Annotated in this window: 20 protein-coding genes and 2 tRNA genes; all 22 read left to right on the top strand. The window is 30.7% G+C overall.

Annotated elements, in window-relative coordinates; translation table 11 throughout:
* The first annotated feature begins 31 nt into the window (after positions 1–31).
* The 22 genes from JJD95_RS01145 (at position 32) to JJD95_RS01250 (ending at position 18,614) form a co-directional block, all read left to right on the top strand.
* Positions 32–253, top strand: a complete 222-nt coding sequence (locus tag JJD95_RS01145; RefSeq protein ID WP_291639483.1) for a hypothetical protein — start codon at positions 32–34, stop codon at positions 251–253.
* Between the two features lie 250 nt (positions 254–503).
* Positions 504–1,100 carry a hypothetical protein gene (locus JJD95_RS01150; RefSeq protein ID WP_291639485.1) on the top strand — a complete coding sequence of 199 codons (597 nt, stop codon included), beginning with the start codon at positions 504–506 and terminating at the stop codon, positions 1,098–1,100.
* A gap of 1,563 nt (positions 1,101–2,663) precedes the next feature.
* Positions 2,664–3,137 carry a hypothetical protein gene (locus JJD95_RS01155; RefSeq protein WP_291639487.1) on the top strand — a complete coding sequence of 158 codons (474 nt, stop codon included), beginning with the start codon at positions 2,664–2,666 and terminating at the stop codon, positions 3,135–3,137.
* Positions 3,138–3,210: 73 nt separating this feature from the next.
* Positions 3,211–3,283: transfer RNA gene (locus tag JJD95_RS01160), tRNA-Arg, on the top strand.
* A gap of 46 nt (positions 3,284–3,329) precedes the next feature.
* Positions 3,330–3,405: transfer RNA gene (locus JJD95_RS01165), tRNA-Asn, on the top strand.
* 246 nt (positions 3,406–3,651) lie between these two features.
* The gene (locus JJD95_RS01170; RefSeq protein WP_291639490.1) at positions 3,652–4,527 is read left to right on the top strand and encodes a hypothetical protein; all 876 of its coding nucleotides are present in this window, start codon (positions 3,652–3,654) and stop codon (positions 4,525–4,527) included.
* Complete coding sequence (locus JJD95_RS01175) at positions 4,527–6,308, top strand: terminase family protein (RefSeq protein ID WP_291639492.1); 1,782 nt, start codon at positions 4,527–4,529, stop codon at positions 6,306–6,308. Before JJD95_RS01170 ends, JJD95_RS01175 begins: the two co-directional genes overlap by 1 nt.
* A 29-nt stretch (positions 6,309–6,337) precedes the next feature.
* Complete coding sequence (locus tag JJD95_RS01180) at positions 6,338–7,885, top strand: hypothetical protein (protein ID WP_291639494.1); 1,548 nt, start codon at positions 6,338–6,340, stop codon at positions 7,883–7,885.
* A 39-nt stretch (positions 7,886–7,924) separates the two neighbouring features.
* Positions 7,925–9,361: a hypothetical protein gene (locus JJD95_RS01185; RefSeq protein WP_291639496.1), complete on the top strand. Its 1,437-nt coding sequence runs from the start codon at positions 7,925–7,927 to the stop codon at positions 9,359–9,361.
* Positions 9,362–9,396: 35 nt separating this feature from the next.
* The gene (locus JJD95_RS01190; protein WP_291639498.1) at positions 9,397–9,834 is read left to right on the top strand and encodes a hypothetical protein; all 438 of its coding nucleotides are present in this window, start codon (positions 9,397–9,399) and stop codon (positions 9,832–9,834) included.
* 58 nt (positions 9,835–9,892) lie between these two features.
* Entirely contained in the window at positions 9,893–10,885 is a 993-nt protein-coding gene (locus tag JJD95_RS01195; protein WP_291639500.1) for a hypothetical protein, read from the top strand.
* A 55-nt stretch (positions 10,886–10,940) separates the two neighbouring features.
* Positions 10,941–11,411 (top strand): hypothetical protein, encoded by a 471-nt coding sequence (locus tag JJD95_RS01200; RefSeq protein WP_291639502.1) that lies wholly within the window; start codon positions 10,941–10,943, stop codon positions 11,409–11,411.
* Positions 11,412–11,425: 14 nt separating this feature from the next.
* Positions 11,426–12,448 carry a hypothetical protein gene (locus tag JJD95_RS01205; RefSeq protein ID WP_291639504.1) on the top strand — a complete coding sequence of 341 codons (1,023 nt, stop codon included), beginning with the start codon at positions 11,426–11,428 and terminating at the stop codon, positions 12,446–12,448.
* The gene (locus JJD95_RS01210) at positions 12,435–12,845 is read left to right on the top strand and encodes a hypothetical protein (RefSeq protein WP_291639506.1); all 411 of its coding nucleotides are present in this window, start codon (positions 12,435–12,437) and stop codon (positions 12,843–12,845) included. Before JJD95_RS01205 ends, JJD95_RS01210 begins: the two co-directional genes overlap by 14 nt.
* Positions 12,842–13,084: a hypothetical protein gene (locus tag JJD95_RS01215; RefSeq protein ID WP_291639508.1), complete on the top strand. Its 243-nt coding sequence runs from the start codon at positions 12,842–12,844 to the stop codon at positions 13,082–13,084. Before JJD95_RS01210 ends, JJD95_RS01215 begins: the two co-directional genes overlap by 4 nt.
* Positions 13,084–13,716, top strand: coding sequence for a hypothetical protein (locus tag JJD95_RS01220; RefSeq protein ID WP_291639510.1), 633 nt, complete (start codon positions 13,084–13,086; stop codon positions 13,714–13,716). Before JJD95_RS01215 ends, JJD95_RS01220 begins: the two co-directional genes overlap by 1 nt.
* Positions 13,717–13,750: 34 nt before the next feature.
* Entirely contained in the window at positions 13,751–14,599 is an 849-nt protein-coding gene (locus JJD95_RS01225) for a GIY-YIG nuclease family protein (protein ID WP_291639512.1), read from the top strand.
* A gap of 1 nt (position 14,600) precedes the next feature.
* Positions 14,601–15,200, top strand: coding sequence for a hypothetical protein (locus JJD95_RS01230; protein WP_291639514.1), 600 nt, complete (start codon positions 14,601–14,603; stop codon positions 15,198–15,200).
* Between the two features lie 12 nt (positions 15,201–15,212).
* Positions 15,213–15,665, top strand: a complete 453-nt coding sequence (locus JJD95_RS01235) for a hypothetical protein (protein WP_291639517.1) — start codon at positions 15,213–15,215, stop codon at positions 15,663–15,665.
* A gap of 74 nt (positions 15,666–15,739) precedes the next feature.
* Complete coding sequence (locus JJD95_RS01240) at positions 15,740–15,862, top strand: hypothetical protein (protein ID WP_291639519.1); 123 nt, start codon at positions 15,740–15,742, stop codon at positions 15,860–15,862.
* Between the two features lie 734 nt (positions 15,863–16,596).
* A complete protein-coding gene (locus tag JJD95_RS01245; protein WP_291639521.1) occupies positions 16,597–16,965 on the top strand; it encodes a hypothetical protein in 369 nt (122 codons plus the stop codon).
* A 161-nt stretch (positions 16,966–17,126) separates the two neighbouring features.
* Positions 17,127–18,614 carry a hypothetical protein gene (locus JJD95_RS01250; protein ID WP_291639523.1) on the top strand — a complete coding sequence of 496 codons (1,488 nt, stop codon included), beginning with the start codon at positions 17,127–17,129 and terminating at the stop codon, positions 18,612–18,614.
* Positions 18,615–18,654 lie beyond the last annotated feature (40 nt).

Consider the following 18,654-nt stretch of genomic DNA (forward strand, 5'->3'; position numbering starts at 1 on the left):
CCACTTTTAGGAATATGAGGAGGAATTATTAATGTGTGATTGTAATAATGAATGTTGTGGTTGTGAAGAAGAGGTGGAAGTTACAAAAGAGGATATTATCCAAGTTGTTGCCGAGGAAATAATGAATGGTGAATGTTTAGGCTGCAATTTAGATTTACTCTATAATTTAGCATATTCAAAGGGAAAAGAAGATTTAGCTAGAGAATCAAGAGATTTCTATCAAGATGTTATGGATGAAGTTTTTGAGGACTAATTATATGTAATAAGAATCAAACCCAATGCTCAGAGAGTACGTAAAGAGGAGGGATTATCATGTAAATATTTATCCTTACGAGTGTAAGATTAAGACTTACTAGCATTTATTACTTTGGCGAAAAATTAAAGTAATAATATTTAATTAGAGGTAGAAAATTTCAGGGGATTTGTTGGAGAACACCAACCACCTAGATTTCTAAAAGAAACACATAGGTTCTTTTAGACTTAAATTTGGGAGGAGAATAAAATTGAAATTAGTTGCAGGAATAGGGATATATGAAAATGGTGACTTTAAAATATATGATGAAAACGACAAAATGACTAGAGAATATTTTACTTGGAGAAATATGTGTAAAAGATGTGAGATAGGAGGAGATACTCAACATAAATATACAACTTATATTGGATGCTCTGTATCCTTAGATTTTATACATTTTCAAGATTATGCACAATGGTATACTGAAAATTATTATAAAGTTCCTGGACAAAGAATGGAATTAGATAAAGATATTTTAATGAAAGGTAATAAAACTTACAGTCCAAGTACTTGTGTATTAGTGCCTCAAGCTATAAATAGTTTACTTCTAAAATCTGATAAAACAAGAGGCAAATGGCTAATTGGTGTAACTTGGAACAAAGCACATAATAAATTTGAATCAAGATGTCGTAATGGCAAAGGAAAAAGATTATTTCTAGGCTATTATAATACGGAAATTGAAGCCTATTTATCATATGTAAAAGAAAAAGAAATTCAGATAAAACTAAGAGCAGACGAATTCTCTTTATATCTCCCAATGAAAGTTTATACCTCATTAATAAATTATAAAGTAGATATAAATGATTAAGATAAGAGGACGAAAAAAGGCAGATCGTCAACCCTTCCGTTGAAAATCGTTAATAGTTTAGGGAGTTATGATAAAGAGATGTGGGAAGGTCAACTCACCTTATCCTAATTAAATAGTTTTAGATTGCCAAGTCAAAGGAAATCTATCCTTAATGGCGTAGTGGAGGTATTTTATACTGTACCCAAGGTAATAAGAATTGAGTTAGTTACTCTACCGAAGATCGAATGGGTATAAATTCCCGTAAAGAAGAATCATACAGGCTATGACTATTACGATAGCATAGACCAAATAAGAATTGAGTTGGAAAACTCAGATACGTGTTAATAAGGGAATAGAAGCCCTGACCAGTGAGTTGTCAAAGAATACTATAAGAGGACTGGAACAGGTAGCCAGCATACTTTTGTATTATATGTGAGTACCGACACATCGTAGTATTCTATTGACAAATTATATTTTGTTAAAAGTTTTAACAATGAAAATATTGTTAAATATGTTCTACGATTCGATGGATAGTGATAAGATGAGGAGTTTGCAAACTTTATATCACTATTGGAAAACTTGATTTCAAGGCGTATAGAATTAGGTCAACGTAATTGCAAACACGAACCTTCCTTGAAATTTAATGCGTTAAGTTTGGTAGTTTATAGATGCGTTAATTGTCACTCCTCAGCATGTGACGAATAAATGGCTGAGTTCAAATTTTAATGTGAGAATAGTCCAATTAGAGACACCGAGATATAAATCGGCAAATGTGGTGGTTGAAACCCACCTTCTCACAACAATATTAGACAATATAGGATATGAAGTAGAAACAGGCAGTCTATACTGTTCACTTTGTAAATATTCCGACCTCGTTTGTAAGACGGTTGAAGTGAAATTAGAGATGTGGGAGTGCCAACCCGCCTTATCCTATTTTAAAAGTATGATTTTATATGAGGTTAGAGTTAACCTCGATTGTGTTAAATTTCTATTGGTGAACCATACCAACCTTTCTAAATGGGAGATAGCCTGAAACCTACCAAGGGTGGGGCGAAATAAGTTGGAGAGGATATAATTCAGAAGACAGACAGAGAATTATATCTGATAGCAAGAGACGTTAGCTTTAAAGAATCCGTCAGTTCTGTGGGTAATAATAGCTTTTATAGTTGAAGTAATTATTACAATATACATTGGTTGTAGCAGCACAAGTTAATAGAGAATCTATTGAAAGAGATAGGTAATATGGTAGTGCCTGCGGAATATAAACAAAACTATATTCAAATTAGCTCACTCACCAAGCGTGAGAGGAGAATCTGGAATTCGTAATGCGATAACCGGTTTTTTAAATTAGGTAATCCCTTGCCTGTTAATACGAAATTGGGAACATTAAATTAGTCGGAATGGAGACTTTAAACTCGTATCAACTTAGTCGGAATGAAGACCTAAAACTCACTTCAATTCCAGAGTAAACTGCGAAAAATCAAATTTAATAGAGGTTGCGGAGCCTATCAAAACCGTTTTAATATGAATATAATGCAGTTAAATCTGCTTATAAATAAAAGTAGTAGAAGGAGTAGATATATTATGATGATTAAAGTAGTTACAAACAACAACCCAAGAAAAGAGGAATCTTTCTTTATTGAAGATGTGAAAGATTTAAGCATTTTAAAAGTTGGATTAGGTGATGTAAGAGATTACGTAAGAAGCATTAACAAGGAATTTGACGAATTTTGTAAAACTGGTAGAGCAATAAATGATATTACTTATGTAGAGTTAGCAAAATGTCATAATTGGGTACTAAGTTCACTAGCATTACAATCTATTAACAGATATAAAAATTCAAATAATGTTACTAAATATTATGATTGTGCAACACAAAAATCTGATTGTATTTATATGAATAATTCAAGTAAAGTAAATTTGTTTACATTTAAGATTCCAGATAAATCTAAAGCTAATAAATTTGTTCAATGCTTATTATCAACTGTGAATGAAGATATTTATGTTATAAACGATAAAGGACAAACAGTTGATAGTATTAGACATCATAATTTGTAAGATAATCCTTTACTTATAGTATGGGATATATAAAGGTTTCTTCCATTGTACCCTGAAACAGTGGAATTAATATGAACAGATAGCTTAACTAAAGCATTTTCCTATAAGATTATAAGATATGGGTTAAACTCCCATTCTGTTCACCACGAGATAGGTTGTGAATACACCACAATAAAGGGAACTCTCTCATATGGGGATATAGCTCAGTAGGTAGAGCAATTGGCTGTTAACCAATAGGTCAAAGGTTCAAACCCTTTTATCTCCGCCAAACAGAACCTACAAGCCTCTCATGGAAGCTCACTGAGTACACTTTAAACTCTAAGGCATTAGAGAATAACCTAGATGGTCAGGTAGTGGCTAGGTAAAGTAGTTAGAGAGAATATGATTCTTAGCGTAGGGCATCGAATCTGGTATTCTCTCTGATTTAATATTTAACAATTAAAGGATAATATTTAGATTCAAGAAGCTATCTAATTTTAGCTTCTTTTTTATTTATAGGGAAGGAGGAATAAATTTGATAACAAGCAAAAGTTGTGTGATTTGCCACAAAAACAAAGCAGTAAAAAATTACTACATTCACAGAGATAACAGACAGGGATATGGATTAAATAATTGCTGCAAGGAATGTGATAATAAGACAGCTATTAATCTAGAGGGTATAAAGACTTATTGCAATAACAACTCTAGAGTATTCAGCCAAAATCTGTACGATGTTGCAACTAAAGCTGTGAATGTAAAATATGAACATAATACTGAATTTAACTCTCTCACTGAAGAAAAAAGGGAGTCTTTTTTAAATATAAAAATAATGAAAGCTTATTTCAGTCAGCAAGGTCAACAACAATATTATGAGTATGTAAAAACTGATGAAAGTGATGATTTTGTCGAAGAAGATTCAGAGGATGGAATTAAAGATGACAAAGAAGATTTAGATCCAATTAAACAGGGTAAAGAAAAGAAAGTCCATTCAGAAAAATGGAGTGGTACATACACACACTCACAGATAGATTGGTTGGATAGTTATTATGCAGATACTTGTGAAGATTTTTCTGTTGTCAGTAGGATACATAAAGATTATGCAAAAAAAATAGCAAAGGCAAGTTTGGCGATGGATAATGCTTATAACGACTTAATGAATGGTATATCTGGAGCTGATAAGAGATATAAAGAATCTAAAGCAATTTATGATACCCTTTGTGTTTCGGCAAAATTTTCTGAAAAGACACGATCTAATAATGATGTTGCCGGTTTAGGTTCTCTTTCTGAAATAGTTGCAAAACTTGAACAAACTGGATTTCTTCAAAAGAAAATTACATTTGAGGATGATGATATTGAAAAGATTAACGCCGACCTGCGTTGGGTATTAAGTAGTGTTGGTGGTGATTTATAATGGCTGCTAATTATTCACACAAAAAACAATCTAGTCAATTTAGAAAAGATATTGATGGAAGTGCCCCAGAAAGCCACAAAATTACTAAAAAAAATGGCATTGAAAATCCTGAAATTTGGGAAAAATTAATCTGGTTTTACAGAACACACCTAGATATTTTCATAGAAGATTATTTTTCCACTCCAGAAAAACCTATTAAATTATTTGACGTTCAAAAGGTTGTTGCAAGAAATTGTGGTAATTGTGTTGATGTCAAAGATGTTGAGGCAAGATCACTAGGTAAGACATGGAAAATGTCTTTAATACTTAGCGCAATGGGAATTTTGTACGAAAATAATAGGATTCTAGTGGTATCCGGTACAGTGAAACAGGCTATGATAACTGCTCGTTATATTGAAACTCTTGCAAATACCAATGAAAATCTATCTCGCGAAATAATTTTACCAATAAAAATATCGAAGGACGGAGCTGTTATTACCTTTAAAAATAATTCTACTATTGAATGTAGGGCTATGAATAATGATGGATCTAATCTTCGTGGGTTGCGCGAAAAAATAATTTATATTGATGAGAGTTTTCTTGTGAAAACAGAAGTAGTCCAGAGTGTTTTGATGCCAATATTGCAATATAAAAGAGACATATACTGGGCTAAAAAAGATGAAGGATTTGAGGATTTTGAATCTCGATTATTCGAAACCAGTTCCGCCTATTTAAAATCATGTGACTTTTATCAACGATTCAAAGCTACCTTGATAGGTATGAAAAATGGCGATAAAGATAAATTCGCATGCGCTTTAAATTATAAAGTTGGAGTTAGATTGGGTATTATATCAGAAAAATTCGTTGATGATCAAAAATTATTAATGCCATTGAGTTCTTGGGAAATGGAATGGAATGCTAAAATGATAGGCTCGCAGAATGGTTCATTTTATCCATATGATTTAACAGAGCCCTGTAGGGATTTAACTCATGTAGAGATTTGTCAGCCAAGGGGTTCAAAATCTATTTATGTATTAGGATTAGATGTAGCTACAAGTGAAGCAAAAACCGCAGATAATGCAGCTTTAACAATAGTTAAAATATCTGAAAAGACAGACGGCACATATCATAAATACTTAGTTTATATCAGGACTTACCATGGATATGGTCAACAAGCATTAGCTACAGAGGTTAGAAAAATGTGCGTTAGGTTCCCTAATATATCCAAAATAGTAGTAGATTTTAATGCCATAGGTGAAGGTGTTGTTGCTCTGCTTAATTTCCCATATGTAGATTCTGATAATGTTGAGCATAAACCTTTGATTCCTGATGATATTGGATATAGTGGAAATACTGCTATTCCAATAGTTAGATGTTTTAGAGGAAATAATAAGTTAAATAATAGAACGGCAGCAAAAATGAAATTGTATTTTGAAAATAAATCACTACATTTACCATCTCCTTCTGCAACAATGAGAAGAGAGCAAGAGCAAGAAGTTATAGGTTTAAATGACGATAAACGAAAAGATAAATTAAAACCATCAAGAGAAATATTAATAGAAGAAGTTGCTGTTTATACTGAAACGGACGCTTTACAAAATGAGTGTTCTAATATAATCGCAAAAATTTCAGCAGCAGGATCAACAATATATGATTCTGCTCTTACAACTCAACACAAAGATAGATGGTCAAGTTTAGGGATGGTATTAGAATATATTTCTCAATTAGAGGATACAAACAGAGAGCTTTATAATAATACATCTAAAAATCAATGTTGGGGCGCAGCAATGTCCTTCAACTAATAAACACCTAAAACAAAGGAGGTGAATATATGTCAAGTAAAGCAAGTAGAAAAAAACAACAAGCCATTAATATTGCACAATCAAAACAAACGAAACAACCAGACAAACCATTAGAATATTCTCTAGGAGTAGATATGAAATCTGTGGGAACTGGTAATGGAGTAGTGTCAGTATATTCAAACGATAATTATACAGCAAGAGGCAATATTAAAGGATATGATGTTGATAGAATATTAATGAATAAGCAAGATAATATGAATCTTATTTACGATTTGATGAATTTTTTCGTAGATGCAGATTCTATTTTCAATTCTGTCATAAAAAATGTACTGACTCCATTTAGTGTAGCTTCAGGATGGAAACTACAAGGTTCCTCTGAAAAGACTAAGGATAAATATAAATTATATTTTAAACAAATCGGATTAAATTCCTTAATGAAAAATATATTTTATGATTTATACCTCTATGGACAATGTTATTTATATGACCGAGGAGGATTTATTCAAGTATTACCTCCTAAAAGAGTAAGAGTTGCTTCAATATCAGTTTCTGGACAACCAATTTTAGAATATTGTATATCTGAATACTCTAATCGTTATGTTGTAGCTAAAGAAGGTTTTATGGACACTATAAAAGAGCAATATAAAGGTTATCCACCTGAAATACTAGAACAACTCCAATCCAAAGGTGGAACGTTCGTATCTGGACAAGGACAATATGTTCAATTAGATCCAGAGAATACATATACAATTCAAGTTGAGAAATCAATGTACGAAAAATATGCTATTCCATTGGGAGTAAGTTGTCTTAAAAGTTTCTCTAAGAAAACACTAATATCAGAATATGAGAATTCACTTTTGAGTATAGGAGCTAAAAGTTTTCTTCATGTAAAAGTTGGAGATAAAGATATAGTTAAAACAATAGACACAGGAGTATTGACAGATGTTGGTAATATATTCAAACAAGCAATAAACGGATTTCCACTCGCTATAACTGCTTGGAATGTGGATGCAAATTATATTTCAGTAGATACAAAAGGAATGTTTGATAAGTCTAAATACAATGAAGTTAATAATGAAATACTTTCAGGTTGTGGAATATCCCCTATTGTTGCAACAGGTGACTCTAGTTCTAGTAACTTTGCATCAGCAAGTATTAATGTGGGAACCACCGAGAAACGTATATCTCAAAATCAGAATAGTGTAGTTGAATTTATTGAATGGTTAATGCAAAAGAGGTCATATGAATATAGAATAGCATTAAATAAATTACCAGTATTTGAATTCAATGCGGTAGATTTACAAAATGATACTAAATTTAAAGATACTGTAGTTGCAATCTATCAACAGGGACTTATTTCTCATGAAACTACTATTGAAACTCTTGGATTTGATTATGCTCAAGAAAAAGCTAGAAGAGAAGCAGAAAATAAAAATAAAGTTGAAGAAGTGTTTAAATTACCACCAAATGCCAATACATCGTCATCAGCAGATAATAAAGGTGGAGCTCCAGAAAAACCAGGTGCGAATAAAGATAAATCAGCTACTGGAAAGCAACCTAAACCTTCGGATAAATAATTAAATAATACTTTCTATGCAAAGGAGGTGAGATACGAAATGCCTGGGAAAATACAATTTGAATCTAAAGTAATATCTATAGGTTCAGAATCATCGGACTTATATATGACACTAGATATGGTATTCCTAGATAACTTAGTAAATTTGAATGGAGTTAAATTCACAGATGAATTTCTATGTGACATTGAAACAAACAAATCTGTTTATATAGGACTTCCTTTAGTTGGGGATATGAGTGCATTGGTCGGTGGAAAGTATGATAAACTTACCCACAAATTCAACAAAAAAACTGGAGACTTTGGGACACAAGCACTTGGTAGTTTCATTGATTTTAGAACAGAAAAAACTGATGACCTAGTTCAATTAATTGCAACAGCAAGAATATGGAAGAGGTTCCCCTCTGTATGTGCAAGTATTGAAGATTTGTTTAATGATGAAGATGGTTTAAAGTTCAGTTATGAATGTTATGCCAGTAATTATGAAGTTGATTCTGGAATTAAGATCATAGATAAAGGTGAAAATAATTCTATTTTAAGTAGTTGCATAGTTTCAAACCCTGCAAATCCAAATTCCGTTGGAACACTACTTATTGCTGAATTACTAGAATCAGATAATCAAAGCATTAAAGGAGGTGAACAAGGAAATATGCAAAGAAGCAAGGATACTTTTACAGTTGAAAATATGTTTGAAAACTCTAAAATTAATTTAGCAGAGTTAGATATAAATCAAGTAAAAACGAAATTATTCAATCAACTTAGAGAAAAAATGGAAGATGATTATTGGATGTATGACTCTCAAGATATGGGAGTAGACTATGTTGTTCTTAAAAACTATAGTACAGCAGAACTAATAAAAGTTGAATTTAGTGTAGTAAATAATGAAATTACAATTTTAGATACATATAATGTCGATAAGGCTTATATTAAGAAAGTAATTTCAAGCAATGAGGAGGAAGATTTAATGAAATTAGCTGAATTAGAATTAAAAGTTACTGAATTAGAAACAGAAATAGCTTCAAAAAATGCAATAATCGAAACAAGCAAAGTAGAATTAGCAAGTGTTAATGAACAGTTAGTTGCTAAAGATGTTGTAGTTGCAGAGGTAAATGAGAAATTAACTTCAGTATCAGAAACTTTAATAGCAAAAGAAACTGAAATAGCAGAATTTGCTCCAATAAAAGAAGCACATGAAACTATAATAGCTGAGAAATCTGCATTAGAATTAGCAGAAAAGAAAACTGCTCTAAAAGAAAAATATACAAAACTTTTAGATGAAAAGGTTATGGCAGAAGTGGAAATTGCAGAAGCAATCGAAGCATTAAATGAATCAGTATTAAAAGATGCAGTAATTGAAAAAGCATTGGCATCTGTAGTTGCCCCAATAGTAAAAATAGAAACTGCATCAAGAATTACAGATACTGTAGTTATTGGAAAAGGTTCAGATCTTTTATCAAAATATATCACTATCAACGAATAATTAAATAATAATAAAATCTTAGGAGGATTATAAAAATGGCTGGATTTGTAAAAATAGGTAATCATGAATATTTAGGAACAGTAAAGCTTAACGACTCTGTAACTGCTGGTGTAGAAAATGGAACATTTGTAACAGTGGACTTCGCAACATCACTTGCTGTACCATGTGCTGCTAATACAGGAGCAGTTTGGTTTGTAGAAAATGAAATAGATACAGTTGAGGAAGAATACATGAATGGTAACAATCTTGATTTCACAGTAGTAGCAGGTAAATATCTTAAACTAAAGAAATTACTTCCTGGTATGGTATTTGTAACAACTAAATTCGCTGGTACTCCTGCTGTTGGAGATGTTTTAGACGTAAGTACAACTGGAATATTAGCTGCTACTACTTTAACTCCGCTACAAAGTTTTACAGTAATTGAGAAACCTGTATTATGGGGTAAAACTTGTTGCACTTGTATCGCTAACTAGTTACAAAGAATTATTATCAACAATTAAACAATAATTAAAATTTTAGGAGGATATTATAATGGCTAAAAATACTGATAAAGCAATAGAAGTTTTTAGTGCTTCTGTTAGAAGTAAAGAAGTTGACAAAGTAGAAATCGCTGAGGCTAGAGAGGTTATGCAAAAATTAGCTCAGAACCCAACACCACAAAATAGATATGAAATAGCATCAATAGTTGCTTATACTGTAGAGGATATTGTTAATCAACAAACTCAATTCTTAGACTTATTTGCAGATGTAAAAAGAGTTTCACCAAATGAAAAAGCTAAATTTGATGTTAAATTAAAAGGAATCCAAGCATTTTTCTGTGCTAAAGGTTCAACAGTAGAAAGAAGCAGAATCTATCGTAAGTCTGTTACTCTTGATACTGAAGCAATTGGAGCTAGGCCATCAGTTTCTTTCATGGATCTTGCACAAGGGAAGGTACAATTTGATGAAATCGTTGGAGATGCTTCATATGAAATGACTAATAAAATAGTAGGAAAAGTTCAATCTGTTCTTGCTACAGGTTTAGGTGCTATGTCAACTCCTAATTATGGTTCAGGTGCAGGAGTTATAAAAGCTACTTTAGATGCTCAAATATTAGCATTTAGAAGATTAGGAATGTCAGTATCTCTTGTTGGAGATTATGCTGTAATAGCTAAATTAGCTGCATTAACTGGATTTACAGCAGTAACAGGTACTTTACAATTTGATCCATCAATCATAAATGAACAAAATCAGAATGGATTTATAGGAACATATAATGGCTGTTCTGTTATACAACTTGTTAACCCATTTGAAAATGGTTCATTCTCAAGCACAATCTTAATGCCTTCAATGCTTTATATCGTTCCATCAGGTGCTGCTTCTATGAGACCTTTAAAAGTTGCAATAGAATCTGATATTCCACCAATGGATGCTATTAATATTGACGATAGATCATATGAAATGAGATTAGATAAACATTTCGGAAGTGGTCTTGTATTCGGAGATAGAGCATATATGGGAGCATATAAAGATACAAGTTTATAATCAACTAGAGAGGGTAATTCCTCTCTTTATTTTTGAATAAGGGAGATAAGGATATATGGATAAAAAATATAAAGTATTTAATAGAAATAAATATGATGTAGGTATTGCATTTATGGATCAAGTTAGAACAATGAATGTTAAATCTGGTTCTTTTGTTTTACTCGCAGAGGATGAAATAGCATTTTTGCATTCAATTTCAACTACATTTTCAGATAAGGAATTATCAGTAGATGACTTAGATATAAGACAGAATATATTAGGATTTACTGCCAATGAAAAAGTATCTCTGTCATCATCAGAAATTGTAGTAATATTAAAAAGTGCTTTACCAAAAATGAAGAAAGAATTAGAACTCATAACTGAGGAGAATTTCAAGTATTTAATATTTGAGGAAGCTAAAAAAATGTATGATGATTTAACTGGGGGAAAGATTGACTTCCTTGCAGAATACTGTAATAAAGATCCAGAAGATTTAAAGCCTGCAAAAGTTGAAGTAGAAGATAAAAAAACAGGAAAAGGTAAATAAGGGAGTGATAAATTGTGAGCAGAACTCTAACTTATGAATTTGTAAAGAACTATATTGAAGTAGAAAGTAAAAGTAATTGCAAATTAATAAGTACAGAATATGTTAATAATCACACTTTCTTAGATATTCAATGTTCTTGTGGAAATACTTTTCATGTAGGTTATGATGCTTTTAGAAATTGTAATGTAAGGACTTGTAACGAATGCTCTAATAAAATTAGAAAAACATTAAAACCTAGAAAAAGTTACAACGATATAAAAGAATATATAGAAATAACTAGTAACAGTGGTTGTATTCTTTTAACAATTAAAGAAGATTACAAAAATAAAAAACAAAAGATAGAATTACAATGTGCTTGTGGGGATAAATTCGATGTTTCCTTTGAAAACTTTGAGAGAAGAAATAAAAGGAAATGTAATAAATGCTCCTTTTCAGAAAGAGCTAATAAAGCGTATTTATCTTATGCAACTGTTAAAGAAGATATTGAGGGTAAAAATGGAAATGGATGCACATTAATTAGTACAGAATATATCGATGCACACACAAATTTAAATATTAAATGTGCATGTGGAAATATGTATTCTTGTACTATAAATGATTTCATATCTGACAAACATCAAAAACAATGTGGAGAATGTAGTAAAAAACAATCAAAAGGTGAAGTTAAAATAAAAAGATATTTAGCTAATAATCATATTTTATTTAAAGAACAATTTATGTTTTCTGATTGCAAAGATATTCTTCCATTGAGATTTGACTTTGCTATTTTAAATGACAATTCAACAATAATTAAATTAATTGAGTTTGATGGGCAACAACATTTCAAACCAGTTAGATTTGGAGGAGTGTCAACTGAAAAGGCTTTAATCAGTTTTAACAGAGCAAAGAGTAATGATGATACGAAAGATAATTATTGTTCAATTAATGACATACCATTATTAAGAATTCCTTATTGGGATTTTAAAAATATAAAGTCAATCTTAGACAATGAATTCCAAATAGATAGAAAGGAAGTGGGCAGATATGTTGTCGCTTGATGTTATCAAAACAGATTTAACAAATAAAGTTAAGTTTCAGCAAGTTCCTATACCTATGACTAGCTCTGATTATTTGGGATTTGTAGTACAGGGACTTAAAAGACTTTATGTGGATGAGGGTATTGAATCTAGTTATAGTTTAGATTTTAATGCTACTACCAATATTATCAGCAGAAACTTAACTTTGACAGAGATTGAATATATAACAGTTTCATCTGAAATTGCCTTTAGAAATCAAATAAAAGATGATTTAAGCAGTATTGTATCATTCAGCACAAATGCTCTGAGCGTTAGTAATGGTGATAAACCCTTCAAGAATTTAAATGATATTATCACAGTTTTAGAATCTCGTCTATCAAAATTAGCGTTTAAATTTACTCACAAGAGTTCATTATGATAGTTAAAATTAATATTCGTGATAAGGACTTGGAATTAGTTGACACAAAAGAATATGATTTCAGAGATTTCTGTGATTTATTATCTCGTAGAGTTACAAGTTGTTTATATTTAATTGAGGATTGTTTGGATACTGAATCCCCTGTTGAGTTTAAAGATATTAGAAGTAATATTCTTGATGTTGCAGGAGAAATTCGTAGATTACCAATTGATATTCAATTTCCAAAGGATGTGATTTAATGAGATTTTATATTCCACCAAATTTACAATCTGATTTCAGTTCGAGTATTCGTGATTTAGGAATTGACTGTATTCTCAATTTCAGTTTAACAAATAAAGTTAGAATTAGAATGGATAAAGTTAATTACAAGACAAAAAATGGAGTAGTTTCCGGTGATGAAGTAATATTTGCAGAATTATCATCTAATCTAAAAATAGGAGATTATATCCAATTTAAGGAGGAAATACTTCTGATAAATCAAGTTAAAACTAATCAATTTCCTCAGTGTTATGAAATTTCTGCTAGTGCTTGTAACACAAAATTTGATATTACAAGATATTATGCAGAGGAATATAATTCTAGTGGAGTTATTACTAAAGCAGCAGGTAATTATCCTGTGGTAAGTAGTTTGTACTGTATTACAACTATGGGGAGTTTTGAGTTTGATACTTCTACTGGAAGTGTTGGAATTATTCCGAGTGATGTAATTTCGTGTAGTTGTCAAGTTAATACTTTAACTAAAACTATTATTGAAGGAGATAAATTTCTTTGGTTTAATGATAGTTATATGGTTACGAGTTTGGATTATAGTTCTGTTGATTTGGATGGACTTGATGGAATATTGACTATTCATGCGAAGAAAGTGATATAGGAATTATAAAAATATTGTTTGAAAGGAGAAATTAATGGATTGTAAAGGTGGTATTTATAAAATATTAAATCTAGTCAATGGTAAGATGTATGTAGGAAGTTCTATTAATCTAAAAAAAAGAAAAGAAAAACATTTTAGTCAGCTTAAGAATAACCGTCATTCTAATCGCCATCTTCAAAGTGCTTATAACAAAGATGGAAAAGAAAATTTTAAATGGATTATTTTAGAAGATGTGATTGACAATTCAACAATACTATCCAGAGAGCAATATTGGATTGATTTTTATGGTAGTTCTAATTGTGAGGTGGGTTATAATTTAGCACCTATAGCCGGAAATTGCTTAGGAGTTAAATATTCAGATGAAATAAAGCAGAGAATGAGCATAAATCATAAGGCATTAAATTTAGTTGGTGAAAAAAGTTCAAAATTTGGAACTCATCCCTCAAAGGAAACACTAAAATTAATGAGTGAATCTAATAGTGGAGAAAAATCTTACAAAGCTTTATTAACAAATGATCAAGTAAAAGAAATCAAAAGAATGATAATGGCTGGATTTGATAATATTGAAATAGGAAAAAAATATGGAGTTAGTAAAGAATTTGTAAGTGCAATAAAAAACGGAGCCAGTTGGAAAAATGTTAATGTAGAAGGAATCAGCAGAGATGATTTAAGAAACAAAAATAATAGAAATCAAGTTGGAGAAAATAATCATAATTCAAAACTTACGAAAGAAGATGTTATACAAATAAAAATCATGTTAAAAGAAGGATTAATCTATAAAGAAATAGCATCTGTATTTAATGTTAGTACAGGTATAGTCGGCTTGATAAAACGTGAAGGAATCTATAAAGATATCCTTATTCCTGACATCAGTGTGGCTTAATATGCATTTACAATTTGATGAAAAGAAATTAATTAATGACATAATTAAAAACTTAAATCATGAACTGGATATTGTAGCAAAAGTCCTAATTGAATTTATGATTGGTGAGCTTTCACAAACTCACATAAACCCCAACAATCCTGAAATGAACGAATGGAGATTAAACATCATAGAAGCATTAAAATTTAGGGCTGTAGCAGTCTCAGGACAGCTTGTTCGTGAAATTGGTATATTAGAACAAGGAAATGAAGGGTTAATGGCACAAGCTCTCTCGTTGGAATTCGGTACAGGCTCCAAAATTAATAGTACTGCCAATCCTTGGTATGGTGAATTTATATCTAGTGAATATTATCATGACAGTCGTGAAGGTACAAAAATGTGGACATTACCAGGAGAAGACGTTTTCGATCCTCTCAGTGGAACGTGGGCTGAATCTAAAGCCACCAATAGAACTAGTATGGATTTTATGGCACAAGATCCAAGTTTATATTGGACGAATGTATTTGGGAATAGTGCTATTATGGCACAGACATATTTTGACAAAGGTATAGATAATGCTATAAATAGAATTGATTTTAGTAATTATTTAATAGTAAAGTAGGTAGGTGATTATATGGCTGGAATTGCATCGGATTATGGTGCTTTTATGGAACTGTTAATGAATGATAATGATTTAAAAACTCTAATGCTAGTACCTCAAAATGTATTTACTAATTTTGCAGAACTTAGAATTAAGTATTTTGTTGAAGCTTTTATATCAGACGTAGAAGTAGTACCGGATACGTGCAGGTTATTAATTAAAAATGCACCTATGAATTCTACAAATAATATGATGGTTAAAGAAAATAACATAATCATTGAAGTTTTTGTTCCAAATGAGAAAGATAGATTAGGAAATTTTGAAAGAAGAACTAATCAAATATTAGATAAATTAATTAAAATGTTCCATAGACAATTAGTAAACGATAGAAAATTTAATTTAGAAGCAAGTAATGAATTAACATCTTCTGTTATAGGATATAAAAGATCATATGTAATGTTCAGTTACAAAAGAGTATTCAGTTAAAAAATAGAGACTAGTGATAGTCTTTTTATTTTATATAAAAATAGAAATAATATAATATTAGGAGGAATTTAATAATGGCAAATTTAAATGTCGCAGGTTTCATCATAGATGTACCTAAGTGTTTAATTACAACTGCTAAAGGCGATTACCATATGGTGACTGGTTCTAGCGCAGAAGTTTCATTTGGAGGTAACTAACAGTTACAAATAAATTATAACTATTTATAATTTAGAAAATTGTTGACAGCCTCCCATGTTCGTAAAGAGCATGGAGTGGTGGTTTCATATAAACCATCCAAAATTCCTTGAATTGCTGGAAACTCGTAAAGACACATTGACTACAACGTAGGTATGAAATAAGACCAAGCGTGAATGTTATGAAAATATAAAAAACTAATGTGTATAGCATATGGTTAAATCCTAAGTGCTTTTATAATCGACAATCAGCATCTAAGACTCGAATAGAGTAAAGTTCAACGACTATTCCGTAATGGAAGTACACTCAAGTGAGTGGAAGTGGGGAAATCCTAATCTTTAAAGAGAAGGATATGATATAGTCTACACTTATATGAAAATATAAGAAGTTCATAGGTTTAAACCTTGAGAACTAGTTAGGATTAACGAACCTAATTGAATAAAATGGAGATAGTTTAACTATAGACGGAGGGTGGAGTTTCTTTTCACTTGCCGAGATTGACAAAAAAAAGACACTCGACATAAAAATATCAGATACTCAATATGATATTAATGCACAGGCTCTTTCAAGTGGTGGTACATTATCCACAGGAGCAACTACTTTTAAATATTTCGGAGATCCTTACATTATAGACGTTGCAGGAGAAATAACTATACCTTATGTATGTGAAGTAGGAAGTATCAGAATTAATGGTTATGTTGAGACAACAGTTGCTCCAGCAGCCACAGGAGAATTTATGCCTACCATTGCTGCTTCTGAGACAACAGTTGCGTTTGCAGTTGCAGATGCTGGTAAAACAGTTTATCCTGCATACTCAGTAGCAGTAGTTAGTGCTCCAATTCTTTCAGTAAAAACCACTGATTTTCCTGGTGCTGGTGCTGTAACTATGACATTCCCAATTTATTCTGGGGCCGACTCTACAGATTCAATAGTAGAAGGTTACGGACAGATTGAAATTTTTAAGGCAAAAATATTACAAACATCAAAATTGGGTGGAAGTTATAAGTCATTAACAAACAATGATATTTCCCTCAAAGGACTAGATCCTCGTAGACCAGATGGAAAAATGTGGGAATTTAAATATCTAGATGCTGTAGCACTTTAATTTAAAATATTTATTGACAATTAAACAATAACATTATATAATATAACTATAGAGGAATAGATAAGAATTAATTACTTTTATTAATAAGTAGAACCTTCCGAGTTCTACTTTCCTCTATTTACATATTTAATCGGAAAATAAATTCTACGGAGGAATAATAAATGAGTTTAATAAGTAAAACTGTAATGGTTAAATGGAATGGAGCTAATAAGAAATATTATATATCTAAAGGTTATATATGTAATGACTGGAACGAAGAGTTTGAGGTAAAAGTAGAAGATTTATCTAAAGGTAGTAATTCTTACATTAATGTAAAATGTGATGGAATAAATTGTAAAACACCACTTAAACCTATAAAGTGGATGGATTATAATAAAAATGTAAAATTGGATGGTAAATATTATTGTCAAAAATGTGCCATGAGATTATATGGTGGAAAAAGTGTTAGATTAGCTCATTTTACAACAGATAAGTCATTCTATAATTGGTGTATTAAAAATAATCAGCAAGTCTTACTTGAGAGATGGGATGTTGATAAAAATGAATATAGTCCAAAAGAAGTAAATTGCACTTCTAATGGTTTAAATAGAAAGGGGTACTATTTTAAATGTCTAGAACACCCAGAACATATAAGTGAATTAAAAGATATTTCTAGTTTAGTAGGCAAAAAACAAAATAGTATTGACTGCAATCAGTGTAATAAAGTTGGTGTAACAAATCCTGAACTAACAAAATATTTCGTAGATATAGAAGACACTAAAAAATATTCATTTAGTTCAAAGAAAAAAGTTAAAATGATATGTCAAAATTGTGGTCATATCAAAACTATAGCTATTGGAAGTTTATTTTATCAAGGATTTGGATGCCCAAAATGTTCAGATGGTGTAAGTTATAATGAAAAGATAATGTTTAATGTATTAGAACAATTGGACATAGAATTTAAAGTAGAATTAAGTAAAACTATATTTAGTTGGTGTGATTCTTATAGATATGATTTTTATATTTGTTCTATAAATAGTATTTTGGAAGTAAATGGGCTTCAGCATTATGAGCAAACTAACCGTAAAGGTGCTAGAACATTATTAGAAGAACAAAATGATAGATTTAAAGAAGAATTGGCAAATAAAAATGGGATCGACAATTACATAATAATTGATTGTAGATATAGTCAATTGGAATTTATAAAGAATAACATATTAAAAAGTAGATTAAGTAATTTATTTGATTTATCTAATATAGACTGGATACAATGTCATGAATTTGCGTGTAAAAGTTTAGTAAAAATAGCTTGTAATATATGGTGTGATGGTATTAAAAATCCAGTAGAAATTGGAAGAATATTAAAAATAAGTGAAACTACTGCAAGAACATATTTAAAGCAAGGTAATAAGCTAGAATGGTGTAAATATGATGTCACAGAACAAGGAACAAGAAAAGTTATTTGCATAACAACAGGAGTAAAATTTAACAATGTAGTAGAAGGAACAAAAATGTATCATGCAGGTGATTCTCAAATAATTAAATGTTGTAAGGGAACAGCTAAATCAGCAGGGAGACATCCCTTAACAAATGTTAAACTGGTATGGATGTATTATGAAGACTATCTTAAACAATTAAATAATGACACAGTAATTAAAGAAGCTATTTAATTGTAGTTTCTTTTTATTTTAACCATCAATAAATTATAAA

The organism is Clostridium sp., from assembly GCF_016650035.1.
GTDB lineage: Bacteria > Bacillota > Clostridia > Clostridiales > Clostridiaceae > Clostridium_AD.

Excerpts from the sequence above, each read along its gene's own strand:
- JJD95_RS01145 (WP_291639483.1), top strand. The coding sequence starts at position 32 with ATGTGTGATTGTAATAATGAATGTTGTGGTTGTGAAGAAGAGGTGGAA.
- JJD95_RS01155 (WP_291639487.1), top strand. The coding sequence starts at position 2,664 with ATGATGATTAAAGTAGTTACAAACAACAACCCAAGAAAAGAGGAATCT.
- JJD95_RS01175 (WP_291639492.1), top strand. The coding sequence starts at position 4,527 with ATGGCTGCTAATTATTCACACAAAAAACAATCTAGTCAATTTAGAAAA.
- JJD95_RS01180 (WP_291639494.1), top strand. The coding sequence starts at position 6,338 with ATGTCAAGTAAAGCAAGTAGAAAAAAACAACAAGCCATTAATATTGCA.
- JJD95_RS01185 (WP_291639496.1), top strand. The coding sequence starts at position 7,925 with ATGCCTGGGAAAATACAATTTGAATCTAAAGTAATATCTATAGGTTCA.
- JJD95_RS01190 (WP_291639498.1), top strand. The coding sequence starts at position 9,397 with ATGGCTGGATTTGTAAAAATAGGTAATCATGAATATTTAGGAACAGTA.
- JJD95_RS01195 (WP_291639500.1), top strand. The coding sequence starts at position 9,893 with ATGGCTAAAAATACTGATAAAGCAATAGAAGTTTTTAGTGCTTCTGTT.
- JJD95_RS01200 (WP_291639502.1), top strand. The coding sequence starts at position 10,941 with ATGGATAAAAAATATAAAGTATTTAATAGAAATAAATATGATGTAGGT.
- JJD95_RS01210 (WP_291639506.1), top strand. The coding sequence starts at position 12,435 with ATGTTGTCGCTTGATGTTATCAAAACAGATTTAACAAATAAAGTTAAG.
- JJD95_RS01215 (WP_291639508.1), top strand. The coding sequence starts at position 12,842 with ATGATAGTTAAAATTAATATTCGTGATAAGGACTTGGAATTAGTTGAC.
- JJD95_RS01220 (WP_291639510.1), top strand. The coding sequence starts at position 13,084 with ATGAGATTTTATATTCCACCAAATTTACAATCTGATTTCAGTTCGAGT.
- JJD95_RS01225 (WP_291639512.1), top strand. The coding sequence starts at position 13,751 with ATGGATTGTAAAGGTGGTATTTATAAAATATTAAATCTAGTCAATGGT.
- JJD95_RS01230 (WP_291639514.1), top strand. The coding sequence starts at position 14,601 with ATGCATTTACAATTTGATGAAAAGAAATTAATTAATGACATAATTAAA.
- JJD95_RS01235 (WP_291639517.1), top strand. The coding sequence starts at position 15,213 with ATGGCTGGAATTGCATCGGATTATGGTGCTTTTATGGAACTGTTAATG.
- JJD95_RS01240 (WP_291639519.1), top strand. The coding sequence starts at position 15,740 with ATGGCAAATTTAAATGTCGCAGGTTTCATCATAGATGTACCTAAGTGT.
- JJD95_RS01245 (WP_291639521.1), top strand. The coding sequence starts at position 16,597 with ATGCCTACCATTGCTGCTTCTGAGACAACAGTTGCGTTTGCAGTTGCA.
- JJD95_RS01250 (WP_291639523.1), top strand. The coding sequence starts at position 17,127 with ATGAGTTTAATAAGTAAAACTGTAATGGTTAAATGGAATGGAGCTAAT.